Consider the following 23,919-nt stretch of genomic DNA (forward strand, 5'->3'; position numbering starts at 1 on the left):
GGTTTTCTTATCGAAAAACAGCTTTTTATTATCTATTTATTTTTTCAATTGTTATATTCAAGATAACTGCTGAGATAACATAAATTTGATTCATAAAATCCAATCCAGTTACAAAAATGGATATAGATATAATTCTTTAAGTTGTTTTCAGATAACCTTCATTTTGAATGTCTATTTTAACATTAATATTAATCTTCATGTTTTTAAAGTAATCTGACCTCCAGTTTTTTAATTCATCACGAGGGATTTGATTTCTAAAAAACTGACCCATTCCGAATACATCAGCCTCATTCTCTTGAAGTTTTGTAAATAATTTATTATACCTCTCAGAGATTAGAGTATTAATTTCCTCTTTAATTAAATTCAAACTGGGTTCTCCTTTTGTTTCCAATATCACAACTCTCATTTTTATTAGACTTTCCATATGTGCATCATTATTCACTAGTCTTCCTATATTGTCAGTTTTAGAACCCAGTAGCATGACTGTAGCATGTTCCATTACTTCCATTTTTCCATTACCACTCTCCCCTTTAAAAACATTGTACAGCAGGGTTTCGTTTGAACTGATTTGCTCGACCATTTTTCCTCTTTTTAATATGGCAGAACCGATTTGATCCATAGTCGTATCTTTTCCCGAACGAATCAAAGGTATAGCCACATCATGTGTATAAGAATGTATGCCTCGGAAGACCTCCCAAACTCTTGTAAGGGCAATGTCAGGATTCCAGCCTGCATTTTTTTCGAAATAGTTATAAGTGCTGAGCCCTTTTTTTTCGGCATTAATTTTAATGTTATTGAAAAATTCTTGAAGATCCTCATCACATATTGCAACTAAAGCTTTTGGGGAAACGTCTCTTGAACGCATAAATCCTGCAATTATATCGTTTATTCCATCCTCAGCAGTTTCTTTCTCAATAAAGATTAGCTTTACATGCAATAAATACACATCGCTCTCCATATTTCTACTAATTGTATCCACTGCTTTTGAGACCGTTTCAGCTTTAGCAGATACAATTTTCGTTTCCATACTACCATCTATAGGCTCTGGTATATTCAGGATCACCAAATATTGGTCGTCAACTTTCTTAACACCTATCGACACTGGTAGTAGACGATGATTTATATCCTTAATATCCCAACAACCGCTCAATATCAACATAGTTAAAAGACTACAAATTAAATAAATGACTTTTTTATTAGATAGTTTCATTTGTATCCTTCCTCTTTAATCTTCTTCCAATATAGTAAATAGAAAGAGGTACAACAATTATAACGTATGACCTTAAAAGAGAATTCATAAAAAGGATATTTTCAACATCCTTCCAGTCTGGAATCCAAAAGCAAACGAAAAAGATTGCTACAGACAAACCGAACAATAGGTAGCTAGGTCTACTTTTAGGAATGTAATAGTTGATTATTCGAATTGCTTTCCACATTAAGAGAGAGAGATACAAAATAATAAAAGCAATAAGGCTTAAAAGAAAAAACATTGTAACTCGATCAAACATTAACCAATCAATATTTATAGAATCCACAATAAGTACAAAAGGAAGAAATGCTTTTGATGCAGTCGCTTGTCCCAAAGTAAGAATTGGAATGTATACTGAAAAGAGAAAGAAAGGAATAAGAAATATCGCAGACAAAATAACATATTTTCTTTCATAAGAGAAAAATGGTTGTACAAATCCAAGAAAGAGAAACCCACCGGCGAATGCAAAATAACTCTCGAAGTAAGCAGGCTTACTAATGAATCCTAAGTCTGTGTCAAAAGGTATGGCATATCTCCAATCAACATTCTGAAATGACATGATTAAGACAAACAATAATATTGGAAAAAATAATATAAATAATAAAAATGCAGTTCGTAAAATGGCTTCGATACCTTTAGATGAAATGTATGCAGAAACAGACAACAATAATAGTATAATTGTCCATAATGGGGTATGGGATAAAAATACCAAGGTTACGATTTCTGCGTATGCTCTGACCGTTATAATAATGGCCATGATTAGATAAAGTAAAACGGGAGCAAAAAATAAAAAAGTTACCCTTTTTTTGCTTTTCGAAAATATACTTAAAATATCCTTTTTTGGAAAAAAGCTGAGACCTTTCATATAAGTCAACAAACATACAAAATGTACAATAATCCCTATTAGAATTGGGAACCAATGGCCTTGTTCTGTACTAGCAATAATATCAGCTGGAAACATAAAAAAAATTAGTCCCAGATGACAAAGCACATACATTATCATAACATGTAGACTTCTTACCACTATTGTTCCTTCCTTCCTATATTTAAATAGAGATAGGACTTGCCAAAGGTAGTTAAACTTGCCAAATAAGAACTAATAAAAACTAGACCTACTACTAATCCTAAAACTCCAAATAGTGAAGAAAGAATTACATTAATATATTTAAATGATCTGATTGAAAGCGAGCTTTGAGCCCCCACAAGGGTTGAGTTAGCAATTGTTGTTGCTGCAAGAATGATGATTAAGAGATTGCTGACTAATTTAGCTTCTACAACTGCTTGTCCTAATATAATTCCTCCAACCATTGTAATTGTGGGACCTACTGATTTTGGAAGCCTTATGCTTGCTTCTAATATCAGTTCTAGAACAACCAACATGATTATAACTTCAACAAGTGCTGGATAAGGAACCCCTTCTCGACTTTGAGCTACAGAAAGTGCAAGCTCTATCTGTAACGCTTCCGGATTTACAGCAACAAGAGCAACATACATTCCTGGACTTATTAGAGCAATTAATGCACCAATTACTCGGAGGCAACTGATAGTTATCATAATGGGAAATGGAAAATTACGATCACTCTCAACAATAAACATATCCCAAAGGAGATTAGGCAGTATTAAAGCAAAAGGTAATTGATCAACTAATATAACAACTCTTCCCTTTTTAAGAAATTGTGATGCATGAAAAGGAAGTTCTGTCGTATTAAATTTTGAAACTGTATCCCAAGATGAAAACCCCAGCATTTTTGACATGCTTTGTAAGTTACTGATATCCATACTCTTATTCTTTTCAATAAGACTATTTATATTTTCAACAAGTTCTTTATCCACTAGACCATTAATAAATAGTAAAGAAATTTTTGTCTTCTGATTTTTCCCTGTTGTGAAGGAATGAACAAGAAGTTTATTTGAAGTAAGTTGTTTACGAAGGAGTCCAATATTTGTGTCAATATCTTCTGTGAAGGAGTTTGAAGGTCCTTGAATTACACTTTCATTTGATGGAACTTCAATTGAACGATTTAACCCCTTAGGAACAGGTTCGTAAATAATAAACTTTTTTGTATGTTCTATATATATAATAAGTTTACCTTCAAGGACTGATGTAATAGCCTTTTTTGTATCGTCTTCAAAAAGTTCACCCATTAAAATAAATATAGATTCTGATGTTTTCCCTTGAGAAATTAAACCCTCTGACTGTTTTTGAAGAATTGTTTTTGTTTTTGTCATATCTACTAAAGTAGATAGTCCTAGTAACAAAACTTCCTTTTTTAAAAGGTAATCACGTTTTATAAAAAAGTCATCATTACCCCCTAACGCTTTTTTAATATCTAAAACTATTTGTTCCATAACATTTTTCCTTTCATTTCCTATATGTTTAATTTGCACTTAATTTTATATAATTATTCAGGGGGAAAATTGATACTGGAACAATTTATATAACTTCTAAATGTTTAAGAAAATAAAAGGAAGTGAATGAACGCAAATTGGGAATACGAACTATTGTCCTTAGAAGAAAAAATTAAGATACAGAAATCTGGAAAAGTTGAAGTGTAGAAGTTTAGGATGAAGAGGAATACAATATTATTGTTTATAAACAGTTTGAAATAATTTTTATAATAAAAGTACATACCAGCTAAGTTACGGAATTTTTGAATAGCCACACAAATATCCCCATTTCAGGTGGGAACGAGGAATTTGTGTGAACAATCTTGATGATTGGGATTTGTTTTTATTAATAGCGCTATTCAACTAAACTCCCTCTATAAAAGAAGGGAAAACGCCGGATTACTCTTGTTTTCTTAGATTTTCATAGTTATTTACCTGTCGGTAAATGTCCTTATAGCTGGAGGATTCTCACTTGAAAGGATATATTTGGACTCTGAGAGAAAAAAGAGCTATAACCCATCAACCACCTTCTTACAACCATTGGTGGATGAGTAAAAATATGATTGCACTGGTGGATCTCCACATTTCTCATGGAGGTCAACCCTCCCATATCTCACAGAGTCTTCGCTCCAAAATTCCTTCGTCCAACCTTTCCATGAGGTGGATGTCAGTCATGCTGCCCGACAGGGTCCTTGCCCGTATTTTAGTTGTTTTACTGACTAATCCGTGCTTCAAATGTTTAAAACAATTAACCTACTAAATAATTTCAATCAAGAAAAGAAATTAAGCTGCTACCTGTAATACGTCCATATGAGGAATGTCCGATAACATGCGTTCTTCACTAAATTCGCACTGCTTTTTACCGATGGTAAATAAAATACGTATGAGCTTATTACATATTGCAATTCAATTAGAGATTGCATCTTCTTCAAAGGATTATTTGGACGCTTTGTAAAATACTCATGTAATGCTTTAAAAGCGGTATTTTTAGCGACCAAAGGCATTGCAACTCGAAAGAGGAGAGCTCTTAATGTCTTCCTACCTCTCTTGGTAATTTAGGTTTGTCCTTTATGCTTACCAGATGTATTTTCCTTAAGACTAAGCCCAGCTAGTTTGATAATCTGCCTTGGGTGGGAATAGTAACTTAGGTCTCCTACCTCTGAAAAAAAGCCTGCAACCGTGTCTTTCCCTATTCCCTTAATAGCCAACATTTGTTCAACACCTGGAATTTGTTCAAGAAGTTTATCTATGTTAGATTCCAGTTCTTCGAACTTTTCTTTTATTAGTTCATATTTGTCTATTAACGTGCGAAGCTCTAACTTAGCCATATCAGAACCTTCCCTAATACCAATTGAAGCAACTGCAATCTTCTTTAGTTCTTTTATTTTACTGAGTCCCACTGCACGTTTAACAGCTTTTCGAAGATGTACTAGTATCTCCTGTTCGGAGAGAGCTACTAACTCATGTGGCAATAAATTTAGTTTTAGTAATTGTATAGCAGATTTACCTTCCCAATCCTTAAAAGACGGTAAGAAACTCTGGAAAATAGCGGTCTATCCAATTATGGACTTGCCCTTGAACTGCTTGAAGATCAACAGATAGAAGATCACGTATTTTTCTAGCCACACGAAGTTCTGCATATCTCCCGTCTTTGACCAACTGTGCGATAACTCTTGCATCCTTTACATCATTTTTAGTTGGAGAATTATCATCTAACTCTTTACTTTTCTTTACATGCAAAGGATTTACAACTACAAACTTGATATTTTTCGCCTTAAGGAAGTGAGCTAAATTCAGCCAATAGTGACCTGTCGGCTCCATTCCTACGATCACTTTTTCCATATTGTTTTGATTCATTAACTTTTTTATCCACTCTAAGAAACAGTTAAAACTAGAATCTGTATTTTCAAAGTATAAAGGTGCTGAAAATTCTAAACCTCTAAAGTCTTGGGCTCTTGCCACATGCTTGTATTTAGCAATATCAACACCTATAATTAATGTTTGAGAAGTAATTTGAGCAATCTTTTCATTTTGGTTATAATTCATTTGAATAGCCTCCTGGTATATGTGTTTGTTGTCCTTTTTGCCGCCAGGCTTTGGACATTCATATCATACCAAGGGGCTTTTTTATGTTCAAACCTCATATTTCTTCATTACAGGAATGCTGCCCGTTAGTGTAAGTACACCTTTTCACAATCTCCTATATCCATTTCCTCTATATAAAAAAATACCAAAAACGACCGTTTTTGGTTGTAGAAAAGAGATTATCTAAAAATATTCAAAAACTACTTAAAACACATAACCAAAAATATAACCAAAATCAAATTACTAATATATCTATTTAAATACCCTTTATGGTATAGTAAATGTATTAAGTAAGGGGGGATTTGTGTTGAAATTTGGATATGCACGGGTAAGTACGCAAGATCAGTCATTGTCATTACAACTGGATGCTTTGAACCATTATGAAGTGGAACAGATTTTTGAAGAAAAAGAATCAGGTAAGAGGAAAAACCGGCCTCAATTGGACGAGCTACTTAAAGTTCTGCGTAAGGGCGACACAGTAGTTGTCTACAAATTAGATCGTATCAGTCGAAGTACCAAACATTTAATTGAACTCATGGAGCAGTTTGAAGCTAAGGGAATTCATTTCGTGTCTATTCAAGATAAAATTGACACAACAACAGCTATGGGGCGATTCTTTTTCAGAATGTTAGCCAGCATAGCCGAATTAGAACGGGACATCATTAGTGAACGAACTAAAGATGGACTGGTAGCTGCTAGAGCTAGGGGAAGAAATGGAGGTAGACCGAAGGTTGAACCTAAAAAAATCATGCTTGCCATGAAGATGTATGAAAGTAAAGACTACTCCTTATCTCAAATTAAAGAAGCCACAGGAATAGGAGCAACAACGTTATATCGTTACTTAGGAACAAAAGAAAAATCTGGCAAGGAGGTATAACATGAGAGGGAAAGAGCTGTTAACCTCCGATCAGCGAAATATGTTTGTGTCTATTCCTGATGATATGAATGAGCATGACATAGAAATGCACTATACTTTTACCTCAGAAGATCTTGGATTTATTAATAAGCACCGAAGAGACCATAATCGCTTAGGGGTTGCTTTACAGCTCGCTGTCCTTCGGTATCCAGGTTGGACTTTATTTCAGATTAAAGACATTCCCAGCCCAATACTCGATTATATTGCAAAACAAATTGATGTCTCCCCTCAAGAATATACCCAGTATGCAAAACGGGTAGCAACTCGAAATGAACATCTAGAGGAACTTCGGCAACATTATGGCTACCAAAACTTATCCTTTGGGGCATATCGAATAATTGCACAATTTACTCTTAAACTTGCTCTTGAGAACGGAAATACAGACTACTTGATTCGCTCAACAATTGAAGAATTGCGAAGACAAAAAGTAATTTTGCCAGCACTGACAACAATAGAAAGGATTGTATGGGAAGCTCGTCAACGGGCAGAAGAACGAATTTTTAAATCTATCATCTCTACATTAAGTGAATCTCAAAAACAAAAGTTAGATCACTTACTTGATGCAAGTTCCACCAATTCAAAGACACCCCTTGCTTGGTTGCGAGAAGTTCCCGGTCAATCTTCTCCAGATGCCTTCTTAAAGGTTATAAAACGTCTTCAAGTCATACGAACTTTGCAACTTAATGTGGATATTAAAGAAATTCATCCAAATAGGGTCTTACAGCTAGCACGATTGGGTTCCAAATATGAACCCCGTTCATTCCGTAGATTTAAAGAGAATAAGAAATTTGCGCTTTTAGTTTTACACCTCCTACAACTTAGCCAAAACCTTACTGATCATGCCTTTGAGATACATGATCGGCAAATTAGCCTATTGTTATCAAAAGGACGTAAAGCTCAAGAAGAGATTCAGAGGTTAAATGGTAAATCAGTTAATGAAAAGGTTATTCACTTTGCAGATTTGGGAACAGCATTGATTCAAGCAAAAGAACAAGGGAAGGACCCATTTGAAGCCTTAGAAGCTATTATGCCTTGGGAGGACTTCGTAAACTCAATAGAAGAGGCGAAGCAATTATCACGCCCTATGGATTACGATTACTTAGACTTACTAAAATTTCGCTTTAACTACTTACGTAAATATACTCCAACATTGTTAGAAGCCCTAGAATTCACTTCTACAAAATCAGGAGAGCCATTGCTTCAAGCTATTGAGACCATTAAAGAGATGAACAAAAATAATAAACGAAAAATTCCAGAAGGAGCTCCCTCGAGGAAAGTTGATATACCAACGTTTACAGCGTTATTTTTTTAGTCCAATATTTTTTTAGGAAAACTCTTTGAATCATATTTTAACTAACTATTCCATTAATTATAATATTTGGTAAGTAAGTGGACGCGACGCTAGAGCCAATAGGGATTTATTGACAAATATACACTATTAGATGCATCCGGTATCTCTACTCTTCTTATGAGGACGTACCCTCCCATGTCTCTTAGCGTCGCGCGCTTACATTCCTTCGTTTGGTCTCATCATAAGGCAGAGGCTGGCATCATGCTCCTGTATGGACTCTAAGTCGTAAGTCTCTCTAAAAGCCAGCTTTCCTGTCATCTTTTTGAATATAACCGTCTTATAGATTTTTATTTGGGTTGGAGGATAGAGAGATCTTGTCTCATTCGCTCCTTATCAAACAGTACTTCTTGCTGACAAAGTCCATGAAAAATCTTTAACATTTTATTACATAGAACGACTAATGCTTCTTTCTTCTTCAAAGGGTTTTCTTTTCTAGAGATATAATACTGATATAAATCATAAAAGGTTTCATTATTTCTAATCAAAGGCAAGACAGCACGATAGAGAAGGGCTCGCAGCTTTCTTCTCCCTCTTTTGGAGATTCGCTTTTGTCCAATCATCTTTCCAGAAGAGTTCTCTCGTAAGGTTAATCCCGCTAATTTAATAAGTTGGCGTGGATGTTTATAATGCTTGAGAGAACCCACTTCTGCTAGTAAATCTATAACGGTAGTTTCCCCAATGCCAGGGATTGATAATAAATAATGATATTCCGCTTGTTGCTCTGCTAGTGTCTTTAAACTTTCATTTACCTGTTCTAATTGCTTTGTCAGAAGTTCGTATTGAGTAATTAAAGAGTAAATTTCTATACGAGCCATATTGGAGCCTTCTGTTAATCCAATAGATTGTACCGCCACTCTCTTTAGTTGTGCTATTTTAGGTCTTGCTGGATACTTTAGTTTTTCCTTTTCCAAGTATAAAAGGACTAACTCCTCGATTTCTTTTTCCATTAAGTCTACTGGTAAAGGGGTATGTTTTAATATGGCACATGCATTCAGCCCTAAATCTTTAAATGCTACTTTAAATTCAGGAAAGTAACGATCCGTCCAGCGAATGATACGATTCTTCACTTTCGAAATGTCCTTTTTCAGATTCCACCGAATAGAGGAACCTTCTCTAAGCTCTGCTTCTATTCCTTCTATTTGACGAGGATCACTAAAGTATCCATTGGTTATTAGTTTAGCAATGACTCTCGCATCCTTCTTATCATTCTTCGTTTGTAAGTTATCATCCAACTCCTTGGAACGATTCACATGTAGAGGATTGACCATGACAAAACGAATATCATTTTGGGTAAGAAAAGCAGCTAAATTCATCCAATAGTGCCCAGTAGGCTCGAATCCAATCAATAAATCATCCTTTTGATGAATTGCCTTTAGATTTTGAAGCTTGAGATAAAATTGATGAAAACCATGATGAGACTGGTGGATAGAAAAAGAGGTACTTAACTCAACCCCTCGATCGTCCACCGCACATGCATAGTGTGTATTTTTAGCAATGTCAATTCCAATGATTAAAGTGGAAGTAGACACTTGATTTAAACGGTGATTACGGGTATTATTCATAATAGATTCTCCTTCTGACGCTGTGTTGATTGGTCTCAATATTAGCATCATAAAGGAGGATCTTTTTTTGTGAAATACCACAGAAACTAATCCCACAGGAATGCTCCTTTGGACTTTATCTCGAATCGCTGGCAAAAGCACGTTTATGATGATGATGGTAATATAAATCGCCAATATTATGAGATGTCTGTTCTTACCGAGTTAAGAAATCTTGTACGCTCAGGTAACGTTTCTATTAAAGGAAGTCGTCAGCATCAAGATTTTGATAATTATTTAGTGACAAAAGAAGCATGGGAGCAAAACAAGCACCTTAATGGACTTACCGCACCACCTTCTGTTGATGAATACTTAAAATTGAAAATAGATGCATTACATGATCGGCTTGAATGGATTAAAGCGAATATCACAGAATTAGATGGGGTTAATTTTGAAGACGGACGGCTGCATCTCCATCGTTTGGAGAAAAACGTTCCAGAAACAGCACGAGAATATAGTTTATCTCTATATCAACTGATACCTCGTGTGAAGTTGACAGATTTGCTTATGGAAGTAGCAAGTTGGACGGGATTCGAAAAGCAGTTCCTCCATGCTTCTACGCTGAATCCACCGAAAGAAGAAGAAAAGCCTGCGATCATGGCAGCGATTATGGCTATGGGAACAAACATCGGTCTTACTAAGATGGCAGAAGCGACACAAGGGGTTTCTTACCGGCAAATGTCCACAGCCTCACAGTGGCGTTTATATGAAGATGCTATGAATAAAGCACAAGCCGTTATGGTGAATTTTCAACACCAGTTAAACTTGTCGTCGTACTGGGGCGATGGTACAACTTCTTCTTCAGATGGAATGCGTGTTCAAGTAGGAGTTTCATCCTTACACGCTGATGCAAATCCACATTACGGCACAGGGAAAGGAACAACCATTTATCGGTTTGTTAGTGACCAATTTTCTAGCTTCTATACGAAAGTGATTAATACAAACGCAAGAGACGCTGTTCATGTTATAGATGGTTTATTGCATCATGAAACCGACTTGCATATTGAAGAACATTATACAGATACGGCTGGTTATACGGATCAAGTATTCGGATTAACTAATTTGTTAGGATTTCGATTTGCCCCAAGACTACGAGACCTTGCAGATTCAAAACTTTATTCATTTGAAAAGCCAGACCAATATCCAGAAATGGAGAAGTTGCTTCGTGGAAGAATTAACACCAAGATCATTCAGGAAAATTATGATGATGTATTAAGGTTGGCACATTCCATTCGTAAAGGAACGGTCTCTGCTTCTCTCATTATGGGGAAATTAGGTTCTTATTCTCGTCAAAATAGCCTTGCGACAACTTTAAGAGAGATGGGTCGCATAGATAAAACCTTGTTTATATTAGATTATATTTCTAGCGAAACATTGCGTCGGCGAATTCAACGTGGATTAAATAAAGGAGAAGCTATGAATGCATTGGCACGAGCTATTTTCTTTGGGAAACATGGGGAACTTAGAGAAAGAGCATTACAAGATCAATTACAGCGTGCCAGCGCCTTAAACTTAATTATTAATGCTATTAGTATTTGGAATACCGTGTATCTATCACAAGCAATTGAACATTTTAAAAATACAGGAAAGTATCAAGAGGAATTGCTCCCGCACATATCACCATTAGGATGGGAACATATAAACTTTCTAGGAGAATATTCATTTATACCTGAGATTTTGAACTCAATACATTCCCTAAGTCCACTTAGGATATAAAAAAACCCTAATTTTTCTGCTTAGCGTAGAAAAATTAGGGTTTTCATATCCAAAAAATGTCTTAGCGTATAATATCCGCGTTTTGTCGGCAGTACCCCATTTACTAGATTTAGAGCATCAAACAGGGATGAAACCACCAGTTGTCTTGGAATCAACGGGTCACTATCATGCCCCAGTTGTACAGTTTTTAGAAGCAAGAGAGTACATTGTCATTATCGTAAATCCATTGGTATCTTACCGAGCAAAAAGTTCTAGTTTAAGAAAAACTAAAACAGATGCCATTGATGCTTATCACTTAGGCGAACTGTATTACAAAGAGGATTTAGAGCCGCAGAAAAAGCGTGGTGTTCAGTTATTAAACCTTCGGCATCTGACAAGACAACATGAAAATATGACGGGAATTATGGTTCAAACAAAGCTTCAATTTCAATCTGTATTAGATCAAGTATTTCCAGAGTATAAAGGCGTTTTTGGCGATCTGTATGCCGAGGTTTCATTAAGAACTTTACAAACTTTCCCTACCTCGGAGACTGTCTTAAAAACTTGTGTGGAGGAAATTGCACAATTTATTGATAGGCATTGTAAAGCAAGATCGTTTAATTGGGCGCTTGAAAAAGCAGAGGGATTAATCGCAGCTGCAGAACGCAACCCATTTCAGTCAACGCGTTATCAAAGCCTTCTTGTCAGTCTGAATATGTATATTGATTTACTTCAAGTGTACCACCAACAGCTTTCTACGTTGGAGCGTGAGATTGATCAGTTAGCAGTACAGCTCGAAGAATATGAACTACTCCAAACAATTCCCGGTGTAGGCGAAAAAATCGCTGCAACGATTATTTCTGAAATCGGGGAAATTGATCGGTTTAGTCATCCCAAAAAGTTAGTTGCCTTTGCAGGACTTGATCCTAGTGTATTTGAATCAGGTCGCTTTAAAGGCACGAAGAATCATATTACTAAACGAGGCTCTGCAAGGCTTCGCCACATGCTTTTTACAGCAGTTCGGTGTTCCATTCGAGATAGTCGTAAAAAGAAAACAACTGAAGAAACCATTGCACGAAATATGCGATTACGTGCCTTCTACGATTTAAAACGTGAAGAAGGTAAGCCTTATAAAGTAGCCATTATTGCATGTGCTAATAAGCTTTTACACTGGATTTATGCGATGTTAAAAACGAAAACACCATTCCAAGAAACTATTTAGTAACAACATTTTCCTATACAACTAAAACCTTCCAAATTGAATCAGGAGGGTTATTTGAGTTATGCATTTTTAGTATAGCATTTAGTAATTATAAATTTAAAATATATTTATTGACAAACTATTAGCTGGTTTTGTTTAAGTACATTACTTCACAAATTTATTTTTATCATCGGAATGCTGTCCAGGCAGCTTCAACCTGTTACCGTTCAACTCTTGAATTAAGATAATCAAGGAGTTTATACTCTTGCCTGTTTTGCCAGTCACAGATAAAACCCTCTAAATTGAACAAACCCTCAAAGTTATCACTTAGTTTCACTACGGTTTCGAACCCATTACCGTAAAAACTTATATGACCAAATAAAATTTTCCCTTTCTGAATGATTAACAGTTTATGTGCTTGATCAGGAAATGAAATTGCAGAGAAATCCATCTCTTTTCCGGACAGTGTGGCAAATGTGTTTTCGCCGCCATTTACAATCCAATCTCGTATAGGATCGAAGCAAACCTGTAATACGAAATCTCGACCTTTTACAAAGGCAAGGTAATTGAAGATTGTTTTGGCACAGACCCTGAAATACCTATCATCAAACTCAAGTGTTTGGTGTACTCTTTGCTGCACCGTTCCATAATCCGGGATTTGCTTCTCGAATGGTTTTTGTTCAACTAATTTCTTTACAAAATTAGCAACTTCCAATTCAAGGTCTTTATTGCTTAGACCTACATACCATTTACCTTCATGAACCCCTAGAAGAAACTCATCCTGACTAAATCGCTCATCCTCGTGCAATGTATACCTGCCGTTATAATTACCCAAGTTCTTAGTAAAGTCTGTGGTCTGTTGACCAACATCACCGAAAGACTTGTCTGAAATAAACTGACAGCTACCATTTATATTTATTTTGATTTGAGAAATACTATATGGTCTTCCTAAACTTATATATCCAAATTCAACTGTATCTGGATTAATTACGCCACTCATTAAGCTAACTGCGCCTTGTGTCGCTTTCTTAGGATTAGTTATGTTCCCTCTCTTACCTGGCCCTACAAATTGTCTGGGTAGTGCTAAAAGGGACTTCTTCATAACTTGACCTTCCATGGCGGAAAACGCATTGTTAGCAGTATGGCTTACATATTCCATAGGAAGTTTCTGAATACCCCCGATACCAGCTGGGAAAATGTGTTCACCAGACTTAAATGTTACTACCGGCTCTGTTTTCTTTAAATACATACAATACTTCTCCATCTTTTTGACCTCCTATATCAAGTCCTCTCCAATCAGTATAGTATAGAAAGCACTACCAATCACTTAAGGAGTCTTCTTGTTACACCTTTATTAAAATATATGTCGAAACAGAACGATTATTGCTATTTACAAAAAAACATCTATCATTTTACCGAACCATTTAGGAAGCGGTATTTAGAAGATAGGTGCGTTTTTAATACAGGTTCAATACCACTTAAATATTTAACTTCCTAATTTATCCATACTAATAAACTTAAAATTATCTTCCTGTTCACTAACCTCCCCGTTCGTATTATAAGGTCAGCCAGAGAATTCTGGTTGACTATTTTTTATTCAATTTATAGATTGATAGTAGCCGGGGAAGAACGGACGCACCCGTGGGACTTGATCCCGACAACTAAACTGTTCCCCTCTACTTGTTAACACATGATTAGGCTGGTTGGGACATGATGATCCCGTATAACAAGCGAAGATATGAATGACAAGCTAGATAGAGGTTACCGGTCAATCCACTACACTAGGAGGAGATAATTTATGAATCCAGTTGTTGGTCTGGATGTCGCTAAAGGTGAAAGTCAGGTTCAAATGTTCTTGGATAAAAAAATGCCCTATAAAAATAGTGTGAAAGTTGAACATACGGTGGATGGTTTAAAAGAGTTATACTCTTATTTACTAGATTTAGAGCATCAAACAGGGATGAAACCACCAGTTGTCTTGGAATCAACGGGTCACTATCATGCCCCAGTTGTACAGTTTTTAGAAGCAAGAGAGTACATTGTCATTATCGTAAATCCATTGGTATCTTACCGAGCAAAAAGTTCTAGTTTAAGAAAAACTAAAACAGATGCCATTGATGCTTATCACTTAGGCGAACTGTATTACAAAGAGGATTTAGAGCCGCAGAAAAAGCGTGGTGTTCAGTTATTAAACCTTCGGCATCTGACAAGACAACATGAAAATATGACGGGAATTATGGTTCAAACAAAGCTTCAATTTCAATCTGTATTAGATCAAGTATTTCCAGAGTATAAAGGCGTTTTTGGCGATCTGTATGCCGAGGTTTCATTAAGAACTTTACAAACTTTCCCTACCTCGGAGACTGTCTTAAAAACTTGTGTGGAGGAAATTGCACAATTTATTGATAGGCATTGTAAAGCAAGATCGTTTAATTGGGCGCTTGAAAAAGCAGAGGGATTAATCGCAGCTGCAGAACGCAACCCATTTCAGTCAACGCGTTATCAAAGCCTTCTTGTCAGTCTGAATATGTATATTGATTTACTTCAAGTGTACCACCAACAGCTTTCTACGTTGGAGCGTGAGATTGATCAGTTAGCAGTACAGCTCGAAGAATATGAACTACTCCAAACAATTCCCGGTGTAGGCGAAAAAATCGCTGCAACGATTATTTCTGAAATCGGGGAAATTGATCGGTTTAGTCATCCCAAAAAGTTAGTTGCCTTTGCAGGACTTGATCCTAGTGTATTTGAATCAGGTCGCTTTAAAGGCACGAAGAATCATATTACTAAACGAGGCTCTGCAAGGCTTCGCCACATGCTTTTTACAGCAGTTCGGTGTTCCATTCGAGATAGTCGTAAAAAGAAAACAACTGAAGAAACCATTGCACGAAATATGCGATTACGTGCCTTCTACGATTTAAAACGTGAAGAAGGTAAGCCTTATAAAGTAGCCATTATTGCATGTGCTAATAAGCTTTTACACTGGATTTATGCGATGTTAAAAACGAAAACACCATTCCAAGAAACTATTTAGTAACAACATTTTCCTATACAACTAAAACCTTCCAAATTGAATCAGGAGGGTTATTTGAGTTGTGCATTTTTAGTATAGCATTTAGTAATTATAAATTTAAAATATATTTATTGACAAACTATTAGCTGGTTTAGTTCTAGAAGAGCTGGCAAGATTACGATGAATACTATTCATTTTTAAATAACTTTATTGTTTATTAAACAACTATATAGTTTTTTAAAGGGACATTATTATTCGTAAGCACCAATATAAATAAAAAAACCAGTATTAACAATAGTTTGTTAATACTGGTATTATGACATGCCATACTATAATTGACCACATTAATTAAAATTTGCGATGATATTTAGATGAGTTAAATGCGTCATCAATTATATTTATTTTAACGGTATCCTTTTTAATTACTCCATTCTTATACTTTACTTCAAATTCAAATTTAGCTTCTCCTACTTTCAACATAGTTGGATAGTACTGATGTTTTTCTTCATAAAGCGAACCATTATACAATATATTAGTTTCTTTATTTAAATCAACAGGAGAGGTAGTATTTTTGTTATCCATTTGAACCGCGGATAAAGTACTCTTTACATAAATAGTTTCATAAGGTGAAGTATCTGCTTCAAGTAAAAACTTTTCACCACTAAAAAATTTATCTAGTGTATTTCCAAGTTTCTCATGCTTTTTCTTCCAATCGGCTGTATGATTTACATGTCCTTTTATGATTAGTGGTTTAGCATAAAAGGATATATCTACAGTCGTTTTATCATGGCCATCATCCACTTCGGTAGTAAAATCATAATTCCCTACGTCCGGAACAAAAACATAACAAACCTCTTCACCAGAGTTAATATTTGATTTTGTTAAAACGGTTTGTTTATTCCCATAATCCTTTTTTAAAAATAATTTAACTGCCATTGGTTGTTTATCTAAATCAATTACTTTTATACAAACATTTACGGTATCACCTTCATATACATCCTTTGGTGTATATGTAAGAGTAACTTGTGGTGGTCTATTGGTAATCTTTAGAGTTTTCTCTTTTGTACCTGTAGCTCCATCATCATCTGTAACAGTTAATTTTATTTTATAATCTCCCACCTTAGTGAAAATATTTTTAGGATTTTTTTCAGTCGAGAATTTGGTCCAAGTCGTTTTATTTGGTTCCTGATATTCCCATATATTTGTTAATGGATCACCGTCTGTATCAAATGACTTGTTAGTGAAAGAGACAGTGGTATCATTATAAATGGTTGTTGGGTTCCAAGTAAAATCCGCAACAGGTGCTCGATTTTTAACAGTAACATTTTTAGTCACGTTGTGACTAGCTTCTCCGTCTGAAACCGTTAATCGGACTTTCCAAACCCCTTTCTTATTTAAAGTGTAAGAAGGGTCCTTAGAAGTAGAAATAGTACTCCAGGTAGATTCATTTGGCTTCTGAGCTTCCCATTTAAACGTTAGAGAATCTTTATCAGCATCCGTAGACTTATTAGTAAAAGAAACGGACGTATCATTATAGATAGAACTAGGACTCCAAGTAAAATCTGCTACAGGTATCCTGTTTTGAACAGTAATGTTTTTAATCACATTATGACTAGCTTCTCCGTCTGAAACTGTTAATCGGACTTTCCAAACCCCTTTCTCATTTAAAGTGTAAGAAGGGTCCTTAGAAGTAGAAATAGTACTCCAGGTAGATTCATTTGGCTTCTGAGCTTCCCATTTAAACGTTAGAGAATCTTTATCAGCATCCGTAGATTTATTAGTAAAAGAAACGGACGTATCATTATAGATAGTACTAGGACTCCAAGTGAAATCTGCTACAGGTATCCTGTTTTGAACAGTAATGTTTTTAGTCACATTATGACTAGCTTCTCCGTCTGAAACCGTTAATCGAACTTTCCAAACCCCTTTCTTATTTAAAGTGTAAGAAGGGTCCTTAGAAGAAGAGATGGTACTCCAAGTAGACTCATTTGGCTTTTGAGTTTCCCACTTATACGTTAAAGAATCTTTATCAGCATCGGTAGACTTATTAGTAAAAGAAACGGACGTATCATTATAGATGGTACTAGGATTCCATATAAAGTCAGCAACCGGAGTTCTATTCTGCACAGTAACATTTTTAGTTACGTTGTGACTAGCTTCCCCATCTGAGACAGTTAAACGAACTTTCCAAACCCCCTTTTTATTTAGAGTATAAGAAGGTTCTTTTGAAGTCGAAATACTACTCCAAGTAGTCTCATTAGGTTTCTGAGTTTCCCACTTATACGTTAGAGAGTCACCGTCAACATCTGAAGATTTATTACTGAAGGAAACAGAAGTATCATTATAAATGGTACTAGGACTCCAGGTGAAATCAGCATTCGGCGCTCTGTTTTTTACACTAATATTTTTAGTCACATTATTGCTAGCTTCCCCATCGGAAACAGTTAGACGTACTTTCCAAATCCCCTTTTTATTTAGGGTATAAGAGGGATTTTTAGAAGTCGAAATCGTACTCCAATTAGTGTCATCAGGCTTTTGAGTTTCCCACTTATACGTTAGAGAGTCACCGTCAGCATCTGAAGATTTATTACTGAAGGAAACAGAAGTATCATTGTAAATGGTACTAGGACTCCAAGAAAAATCGGCAGCTGGTGCTCTATTCTGTACAGTAATATTTTTAGTTACATTATGGCTTGCCTCTCCATCTGAGACAGTTAAACGAACTTTCCAAACCCCCTTTTTATTCAAAGTATAAGGAGGGTCTTTAGAAGTAGAAAATGTACTCCAGGTAGTCTCGTTAGGCTTTTGAGTTTCCCACTTATACGTTAATGAGTCACCGTCTACATCTGAAGATTTATTACTGAAAGAAACAGAAGTATCATTGTAAATGGTACCAGGATTCCAAGTGAAATCAGCTATTGGAGGTCTATTAATAACATATAAGGCATGACCGACAACACTTTCATCTTCTCCATCAGAAACAGTGAGTTTAAAGGTATAGTCTCCCTTTCCTATAGTGAAACTTGACGGCGTTTTTGCAGTAGACACAGTCACATAATTACTATCTGCGCTGCCATATGGTTTTCTTTCCCAGCGATATGTTAAAGAATCTCCGTCAGGATCTGAAGAACTATTAACCATCTTGATTGGTGTATCATTATAAATAGTATTGGAAGGATCCCATTCCCATTTTGCAACAGGAGGCCGGTTATTTACATATAAAGCATGTCCAGCTTCTGCCTCTTCTTTTCCATCAGAAACTACTAATTTAAAGGTATACTTTCCTTTTGCAATCTTAAAGCTAGATGGCGTTTTAGCAGTTGATATTTGAACATAATTACTATCAGCTGATCCATATGGTTTCCTGTACCATTTGTAAGTTAAAGGGTCGCCATCGGGATCAGAAGAATTGTTTATCATTTTGACAGTTGTATCATTATAGACGTTATTGGAAGGATCCCATTCCCATTTTGCAATAGGAGGTCTATTTGGTTGAAATGATAATTTAGCTTGATCTCCTTTAAAAGTAAAATATGCGGTATTTGCCCATTTGGTTTTATTACTATCATGTGGACTTCTAACTCCATACCAAACAGCTGTTTGAGATTCTTCAAAATCGACTTTTGTATAAGTTTTCCCTTGAGTGAAGTATCTGTTATTACCTAATTCATCAATGACAGAGGGTGCACTTTCTCTAGGGGTTTTCCTTCGTAATACACCTTCTGCATTCATTTCTAAGGTATTAGTATTGGTACCACTTGAAAGCGATAACTTTCCTCCCTCATATGCTTTATTACTAAATTCGAAAGGAAGAATAAGTGGCGTATACACAATTTGATTTTGTACTTTTTTAACGATAAATAAATCCCAATTAGCTTTTTCTTTTCTATTGAAAAGCTCTTCTAAGGGTAAATAAGCATTAAAACTTACATCTTGATATTTCATATTGCAATCATCGTTCCATCTATTTGTTGCACTCGATGGACATTGGTTCCATATGCCAGCCCCTTGATTATTATATTCTAGATCCTCGGTTGCATCTAAACTTCCTTGAACTGTTTTATAAATTTTTACTGTGCCGATACCACTATCACCAGATGATTTTCTAGCAACTATATACGTATCTTGGTTAGAAGAGGTATGTTCACGATGTCCAAATAATACTGACCAACCCGAAAATCTAATATATTTTTGACTACCTTTCCCAAAATTTTTTGTTATAACTTGATAACCATTTGTAACAAACTTGTCTGAATATACATCGTAAACTATTTTTCTTCCACTAGTCATAGTGAAATCTTTTGATCCCATTAGGTTATTCCAATTATTCTTAACCGTTGATGAAACATTATATATATCTTCATCACCAGTACTTGCGTGAGCATGATGCTCTTGAATAAAAAGTAAAAATAAAAAAAATAAAATAGGAATCAGAAAAAAAATCTTTGCATTTCTCATTTAAATCCCGCTTTCTATTCTTTGTAAAAAAATTAACATTTCACCTCCTAATAACAAAAAACGACCCAAAACTAAAGCAGTTTATTAAACTACTTCGTCTTGGGTCGTTCCCATTTAATATAAAAGTTTATATAAAATATTTTAAAGCAAATTAAATGGGGAATCAATAAATATCAAGTTTAAATTTTTAATTTTTTCTTTCTAATAATGAAGATTACTGCAGCTCCGATAATTAGTACTCCTACTACCGAAATAATTATTGGGAGTTTACTAGATTTAGACTCATCTTCATCTAGAATTGAAGAACGAGTTGCTTCTTCTTTAATATTATCATTGTTTTCATTTGTAATATTGGTATCCATGTTATCTTCCTTGTTTTCAGTAGAAGGGTCGTTTTTATCAGATCTTTCTTTTTTCTGCTCAGTTTCCATTGTGCTTTCTTTTGTTTTATTATCATTTTTATCAGTAGATGTATTACTTCCTTCCTTTATTTTTGTTACAGAGGCAACAACTTTATTTTCCTCGTTATTGCTTCTATCGGAAGAACTACTTTGACTTGATTTTGATGAACTATTGGAAGAAGAACTGCTGTTTGTTTTTTTACTTTCTGTATTATTGCTTGTTCCACTTGATTTTGATAGATTAGTTGAGTTGCTTTTACTAGAACTCGATTTTGAAGTATTAGTTGAGTTATTTTTACTAGTATTGGTATTGCTTGAATTTTTACTACCTGTAGAAGTAGAAGGTTTTGTTGCTTTATTATCAGAATTCGGTTGTGTAACCGGTTTGGACTCTGGTTTAGGCTTTGGTGCAGGTTTAGGGTCTGGTTTAGGCTCAGGCTTTGGTGTAGGTTTAGGTTCGGGCTTTGGCTCAGGCTTCGGTGTAGGTTTAGGAGTTGGCTTAGTAGCAACCCTGTTAATATAAACCGTTAATTCTGCATGAGTGTGTTTATCTGAAAAAACGGGTACTATAAACTTTTGACCACTTTTTGTTACAGATTGATGAACCCCACCAAAAATATTAAAAGTATCTGCAGCCTTTGCATAATATCCATACACTATATCTCTGCATAATCCACTTGCATTTGCTGGGTTAGCTTGTGTAGCCTTATCTGAATTAATTGTCATGCTACAGGATGCTAAAGGTAACTCATCTGCAAGCAAATGCACTGGTTTTAATACTCCTAAAATTAGTATTAATGTTAATAACGTTATTACTCTTTTCATATAAATTTCCCCTCTCAATTTTTTTACTTTATTTTTTGTCCTTTATAAACGAAAAAAAGCGATCCAATGGGACGTTTTAATGGATCAGAGTATAATCACCCTAATCAACTTCTAAAACATAGTCCCAAAGAACCGCATCTTTTTTCATTAATCGAATAGCCATTGATGGCACAAAAAATAAAAATAGTATTGATATGCCTTAATTATACCCGGTTCTTAAGATAATTTCATTATAAAAGTAAAAAAAATTGGTTGTTTTAACCATGTTCACTGTTTATATCGGATAATTTTGGAATTATTAAAAGAAAAAACCATACAATTAGCATGGTTCTTTTATCCTGTTATTTATTTTTATACTCATAAACCGCTGCTTGTCGTATCATTGCAAGATCTCCTTTGAACCAGCGGGGGCTTTCAGTAGTTACAATGGCAATTACACAAGGACCTTCTACGTTTTCAAATACCTGATAGTTATCGTTATAATATACAAACGGATAGGTCCTGGATATACTATCATCAATAAATTCTAGATGAACTAAGTACAATTCTTTCTGAAAAAAAGAGTTTGCGGTAGGTGTATAAACATAGCCCTGAGAACTTTTAAGTTTTAAATTATTATTTAAACTATTTTTAAGATTTTCTAATGATTTTTCTTTATCAAAGATTATCTTTCCTTCAGATAATGCAGCTGGATTAATCGCAAGACCAGCATCATGAACTGCTAATTCTAAAGAGTTCTTTAATTGTCTAGAAGCGGTTTTGTCTGTATCTAAATTAAGCTGTAATTGCATAATTAATGCAAAAAGTAGTGCAAATAATAAAGTTCTTAATGTTGTACTCATTATATACTCCTAATATTCGCTTAAGATTTTGGTGCTTTTTGAAATAGTTCTAGGACCTTGGTTGAATATATTAAGAATAAATATAAAAGTTCGTGGCACTTCAATAGTAGCTTCTATATATTCGTTTCGAGGGGTTAATTTAGATGTTCCTGTGATGATAATTTTAGATTCGTCAAAGTTATAACCCTCTACTAGAGTTTTTTTCATTTCCTTAATAATTTCTGGTGTTAATCTGCCCTCAATAGCGGCCTCTTTAGCTCCTTCGGTTAAAGTGACCTCAATTGCATCTCGATGCATACTATCAATTGATGTTAATAATGGTGTGAATATAAGATTTACTGTAATAAACAATACCATCCATTCAGCTAACGTTCTTGCCATTTAGAACACCCCTTTGAAAAAATCAAAGGAGCTGTAAACTCCTTTGACTGTAAATGTTGATCTTTTAATTATTACTAGATACACCAGCACCAGTAGGAAGGTTGCTTTGTGCTCCGTTAATTTTTGCAGAATAAGTAGTAGTATTTGAACCTACTAGATTGTAGCCGATGAAGAATAAGAATGCGCTAATTGTTACTACTGTAAGTCCGATTTTTAAGAATTGAGCTAAAGTTGTGTTCATTTTTAAAATTCCCCTTTTACAATTTGATTTTTATTTGATGTTCATTTTGTAGCATATCTTGATACTGATTGTTTTTTGCTTTATAAGCATTAAATGAGGTTCCTAAAATTAAATAAGTCATAATGGATACAATTGCTGCCATCATCATAAATGTTAATAGTGATTTATTCATAATAATATCCCCTCGTTATCCACCGCTTTTTGCAGTATATAGAGCCATAGAATCAGAGAAACCAGATAATTCCTGATACAAAGCTACAAAAATAAATGTACTTATCACAATGGCTGTAATGGCGATTTTCATGAAAGTACTTAGCGACGTATTTATTGTTGGTCACCTCCTTAAAAGAATAATAGATTCCACCTTTACATTTGTGATTTATCTAATATAGCTATTACCATCATTACTACTACAAGTACAAAATTTAATATATGAATAAAATGTGTAGCTTTGATAGGAATTTTTAATAGATCTGTTGTTATTTTTCTTTTTCTTCTGTAATTTTCAACTTGTTTTTTTGCAAATGTTCCATGCATTCCATTTAACTGTTCAAGTGCGGTCTCTCTTTTCATACTGTCTAGATTTTGTAAAACTCCGATTAGCGCCTCGCTGGGTTTAGAATCTAAGTGTTTAGAAAATTGTTCTAATGCTTTACTTGGTCCATCACTAGTCCATGAACTTAGTAATTCCGTTAACGGTTTTTGTAGCAAATAGAAAAATGGCTTTATATTTTGCAAAATACTATAAGTATTAAGACGATGGACAGTCATCATTTCTATTTCGTTAATGATTAAATCATAGAGCATAAAAATCTCTGAATGTAATTTCGATGTTTGATAGTCAATGGTTCTTTTCATGATATAAACAAATAACGAAATAGGATTACTAGGAAGAGCGAAAACAAATAGAAGTAATATAACAGCAGCCTTTGGTGCAAGATAATCCATATTCCCTAATAAAACCGGAAAAACTATGTAATAAAGAACTAAAAATGCTGTTACTGAATATAGAATTAAATAGTATTTAATACCATTTAGTCCTAATGGATACTTTGCTTGTTTAAACCATTCCTCGGCTTTAGAATTTTTAGCAAGTCCTAAAATAGAGTTCTTATTTTTTTGCAAATTGCTTTTAAACCGTAAACGGTGTTGCATTCTTTCAGATGTTGAATTCATTCCCAAATACACTAAATATCCTGAAGTAAAAGACAGAACAATTACTACTAGGTATTTAAATACATCTATGTATTTAAATAATAGAACTTCTGATTCCAT

At 34.7% G+C, this 23,919-nt stretch carries 15 protein-coding genes and 3 pseudogenes; 5 read left to right on the forward strand and 13 right to left on the reverse strand.

From position 1 onward, the window contains the following. Positions 1-136: 136 nt before the first annotated feature. From NX902_RS25380 to NX902_RS25395, 4 genes and pseudogenes are all read right to left on the reverse strand, one after another. On the reverse strand, positions 137-1,210 hold the full coding sequence (locus NX902_RS25380; protein WP_163187436.1) for a Ger(x)C family spore germination protein: 1,074 nt from the start codon (positions 1,208-1,210) through the stop codon (positions 137-139). Then, on the reverse strand, positions 1,197-2,252 hold the full coding sequence (locus NX902_RS25385; RefSeq protein WP_163187470.1) for a GerAB/ArcD/ProY family transporter: 1,056 nt from the start codon (positions 2,250-2,252) through the stop codon (positions 1,197-1,199). Before NX902_RS25385 ends, NX902_RS25380 begins: the two co-directional genes overlap by 14 nt. Before the next feature lie 20 nt (positions 2,253-2,272). After that, positions 2,273-3,598 (reverse strand): spore germination protein, encoded by a 1,326-nt coding sequence (locus NX902_RS25390; RefSeq protein WP_163187434.1) that lies wholly within the window; start codon positions 3,596-3,598, stop codon positions 2,273-2,275. 822 nt (positions 3,599-4,420) lie between these two features. After that, positions 4,421-5,683: pseudogene (locus NX902_RS25395) on the reverse strand (IS110 family transposase). 346 nt (positions 5,684-6,029) lie between these two features. Between NX902_RS25395 and NX902_RS25400 the strand changes: the two are divergent. Both NX902_RS25400 and NX902_RS25405 read left to right on the forward strand, forming a co-directional pair. Further along, complete coding sequence (locus NX902_RS25400) at positions 6,030-6,599, forward strand: recombinase family protein (RefSeq protein WP_000668444.1); 570 nt, start codon at positions 6,030-6,032, stop codon at positions 6,597-6,599. Position 6,600: 1 nt separating this feature from the next. Beyond that, positions 6,601-7,905: pseudogene (locus NX902_RS25405) on the forward strand (DUF4158 domain-containing protein); the annotation flags it as partial. A gap of 371 nt (positions 7,906-8,276) precedes the next feature. Here NX902_RS25405 and NX902_RS25410 read toward each other — a convergent pair. Then, complete coding sequence (locus NX902_RS25410; RefSeq protein WP_047945042.1) at positions 8,277-9,551, reverse strand: IS110 family transposase; 1,275 nt, start codon at positions 9,549-9,551, stop codon at positions 8,277-8,279. Between the two features lie 102 nt (positions 9,552-9,653). Between NX902_RS25410 and NX902_RS25415 the strand changes: the two are divergent. Further along, positions 9,654-11,303, forward strand: a pseudogene (locus NX902_RS25415) (Tn3 family transposase); the annotation flags it as partial. A gap of 10 nt (positions 11,304-11,313) precedes the next feature. Beyond that, entirely contained in the window at positions 11,314-12,504 is a 1,191-nt protein-coding gene (locus NX902_RS25420; RefSeq protein ID WP_341123895.1) for an IS110 family transposase, read from the forward strand. Positions 12,505-12,703: 199 nt separating this feature from the next. Here the strand turns inward: NX902_RS25420 and NX902_RS25425 are convergent, their stop codons facing one another. Next, complete coding sequence (locus NX902_RS25425) at positions 12,704-13,747, reverse strand: hypothetical protein (RefSeq protein WP_144545585.1); 1,044 nt, start codon at positions 13,745-13,747, stop codon at positions 12,704-12,706. Positions 13,748-14,281: 534 nt separating this feature from the next. On the opposite strand from NX902_RS25425, the gene NX902_RS25430 reads away from it, so the two are divergent. Beyond that, the gene (locus tag NX902_RS25430) at positions 14,282-15,517 is read left to right on the forward strand and encodes an IS110 family transposase (protein WP_095322885.1); all 1,236 of its coding nucleotides are present in this window, start codon (positions 14,282-14,284) and stop codon (positions 15,515-15,517) included. A 327-nt stretch (positions 15,518-15,844) separates the two neighbouring features. Here NX902_RS25430 and NX902_RS25435 read toward each other — a convergent pair whose 3' ends face one another. The 7 genes from NX902_RS25435 to NX902_RS25465 all read right to left on the reverse strand — a co-directional run bounded on the left by NX902_RS25435 (position 15,845) and on the right by NX902_RS25465 (position 23,919). Next, the gene (locus tag NX902_RS25435) at positions 15,845-19,954 is read right to left on the reverse strand and encodes a PKD domain-containing protein (RefSeq protein WP_341161097.1); all 4,110 of its coding nucleotides are present in this window, start codon (positions 19,952-19,954) and stop codon (positions 15,845-15,847) included. Positions 19,955-20,133: 179 nt separating this feature from the next. Continuing rightward, positions 20,134-21,180 carry a hypothetical protein gene (locus NX902_RS25440; RefSeq protein ID WP_341123845.1) on the reverse strand — a complete coding sequence of 349 codons (1,047 nt, stop codon included), beginning with the start codon at positions 21,178-21,180 and terminating at the stop codon, positions 20,134-20,136. A 341-nt stretch (positions 21,181-21,521) separates the two neighbouring features. Beyond that, positions 21,522-22,022 (reverse strand): hypothetical protein, encoded by a 501-nt coding sequence (locus NX902_RS25445; protein WP_016205131.1) that lies wholly within the window; start codon positions 22,020-22,022, stop codon positions 21,522-21,524. A 9-nt stretch (positions 22,023-22,031) separates the two neighbouring features. Then, entirely contained in the window at positions 22,032-22,403 is a 372-nt protein-coding gene (locus tag NX902_RS25450; RefSeq protein WP_341118161.1) for a hypothetical protein, read from the reverse strand. Positions 22,404-22,467: 64 nt separating this feature from the next. Continuing rightward, entirely contained in the window at positions 22,468-22,644 is a 177-nt protein-coding gene (locus NX902_RS25455; protein WP_162837589.1) for a hypothetical protein, read from the reverse strand. Positions 22,645-22,660: 16 nt separating this feature from the next. Continuing rightward, entirely contained in the window at positions 22,661-22,816 is a 156-nt protein-coding gene (locus NX902_RS25460) for a hypothetical protein (RefSeq protein WP_193224519.1), read from the reverse strand. Between the two features lie 194 nt (positions 22,817-23,010). Next, the gene (locus NX902_RS25465; RefSeq protein ID WP_016205133.1) at positions 23,011-23,919 is read right to left on the reverse strand and encodes a hypothetical protein; all 909 of its coding nucleotides are present in this window, start codon (positions 23,917-23,919) and stop codon (positions 23,011-23,013) included.

The organism is Niallia sp. FSL W8-0954 (genome assembly GCF_038005605.1).
Lineage (GTDB): Bacteria > Bacillota > Bacilli > Bacillales > Cytobacillaceae > Niallia > Niallia circulans_A.

Bases quoted from the DNA above. Each gene is read 5' to 3' on its own strand.
- NX902_RS25380 (WP_163187436.1), bottom strand. From the start codon at position 1,210: ATGAAACTATCTAATAAAAAAGTCATTTATTTAATTTGTAGTCTTTTA.
- NX902_RS25385 (WP_163187470.1), bottom strand. From the start codon at position 2,252: ATGATAATGTATGTGCTTTGTCATCTGGGACTAATTTTTTTTATGTTT.
- NX902_RS25390 (WP_163187434.1), bottom strand. From the start codon at position 3,598: ATGGAACAAATAGTTTTAGATATTAAAAAAGCGTTAGGGGGTAATGAT.
- NX902_RS25410 (WP_047945042.1), bottom strand. From the start codon at position 9,551: ATGAATAATACCCGTAATCACCGTTTAAATCAAGTGTCTACTTCCACT.
- NX902_RS25425 (WP_144545585.1), bottom strand. From the start codon at position 13,747: ATGGAGAAGTATTGTATGTATTTAAAGAAAACAGAGCCGGTAGTAACA.
- NX902_RS25430 (WP_095322885.1), top strand. From the start codon at position 14,282: ATGAATCCAGTTGTTGGTCTGGATGTCGCTAAAGGTGAAAGTCAGGTT.
- NX902_RS25435 (WP_341161097.1), bottom strand. From the start codon at position 19,954: ATGAGAAATGCAAAGATTTTTTTTCTGATTCCTATTTTATTTTTTTTA.
- NX902_RS25440 (WP_341123845.1), bottom strand. From the start codon at position 21,180: ATGAAAAGAGTAATAACGTTATTAACATTAATACTAATTTTAGGAGTA.
- NX902_RS25445 (WP_016205131.1), bottom strand. From the start codon at position 22,022: ATGAGTACAACATTAAGAACTTTATTATTTGCACTACTTTTTGCATTA.
- NX902_RS25450 (WP_341118161.1), bottom strand. From the start codon at position 22,403: ATGGCAAGAACGTTAGCTGAATGGATGGTATTGTTTATTACAGTAAAT.
- NX902_RS25455 (WP_162837589.1), bottom strand. From the start codon at position 22,644: ATGAACACAACTTTAGCTCAATTCTTAAAAATCGGACTTACAGTAGTA.
- NX902_RS25460 (WP_193224519.1), bottom strand. From the start codon at position 22,816: ATGAATAAATCACTATTAACATTTATGATGATGGCAGCAATTGTATCC.
- NX902_RS25465 (WP_016205133.1), bottom strand. From the start codon at position 23,919: ATGGAATCAGAAGTTCTATTATTTAAATACATAGATGTATTTAAATAC.